Source organism: Halomonas sp. (assembly GCF_041689495.1).
GTDB lineage: Bacteria > Pseudomonadota > Gammaproteobacteria > Pseudomonadales > Halomonadaceae > Halomonas.
Window position 1 is genome coordinate 1 of the sequence record NZ_JBDNGD010000195.1, and the last position, 1,118, is coordinate 1,118.

1 protein-coding gene is annotated in these 1,118 nt (G+C 70.2%); it reads left to right on the forward strand.

The window, feature by feature from the left end; translation table 11 throughout:
• A partial coding sequence (gene ribD, locus ACESMD_RS06765) for a bifunctional diaminohydroxyphosphoribosylaminopyrimidine deaminase/5-amino-6-(5-phosphoribosylamino)uracil reductase RibD (protein WP_372611544.1) occupies positions 1-971 on the forward strand: 971 nt, incomplete at its 5' end.
• Positions 972-1,118 lie beyond the last annotated feature (147 nt).

The following is a 1,118-nucleotide window of genomic DNA, read 5'->3' on the forward strand; positions in this document are numbered from 1 at the left end:
CCCATGCGGAGATCCATGCCCTGCGGGATGCCGGCGAGGCCGCCCGAGGGGCCACGGCCTATGTGACCCTGGAGCCCTGTTCCCACCAGGGGCGCACCGGTCCCTGTGCGGTGGCGCTGGTCGAGGCCGGCGTGGCGCAGGTGGTTGTCGCCATGGCCGATCCCAATCCCGCCGTGGCCGGTCGGGGCATCGCCCTGCTGCGCGAGGCGGGACTCCGGGTGGAGGTGGGCCTGCTCGAGGATCAGGCCCGGGCACTCAATCCCGGTTTCGTCATGCGCATGGATCATGGCCGGCCCTTCGTGCGCCTCAAGATGGCCATGAGTCTCGATGGGCGAACCGCCATGCGCTCCGGGGAGTCACAATGGATCACCGGCCCCTGGGCGCGCCGCGATGCCCAGCGCCTGCGGGCACGTTCCAGCGCTATCCTGACCGGGGTGGACTCGATCATCTTCGACAATTCACGCCTCACGGTGCGACCGGAACAGGCAGAGCTCGAGGGCATCGAGTGGCCCGCCGGCCGACAGCCGCTGCGGGTGGTGGTCGATACCCACCTTCGTCTGCCCCAGGCCGCGGCCTGTCTGCGCGAACCGGGCCGAACCCTGGTGGTGACCTGTGCCGCCCGGGAGGACCCGCGCCGCGTCCGGCTCGAGGCGGCCGGTGCCGAGGTGCTGGTGATGCCCGCAGGCCTGGATGGCCGAGTCGATCTGCCTGCCCTGCTGGCGCACCTCGCTGCGATGGAGGAGGTCAACGAGGTGCTGCTCGAAACCGGTGCCACTCTGGCCGGCGCCATGCTCGATGCCGCCCTGGTTGACGAGATGCAGTTGTTCATGGCCCCGACCCTGCTGGGTGGCGAGGCCCGCCCGCTGTTCGAACTGCCGGGGCTGGCGAGCATGGTCCAGCAGCGTCCTCTGGATATCCTCGATATCCGTGCCGTGGGACGCGATTGGCGAATCACCGCCCGGCCCCGGTAATGCAGCGTTTGACCTTGGTGGGAGGCCGGCTCTGCCGGGCGAGGGTTTGGCCGGGAAAACCTCGCCCGCTGAAGCGGCCTCCCACAAAGTGCGGCGTCTCCAGCGGGCGCAGGGTTTGACCTTGGTGGGAGGCCGGCTCTGCCGGGC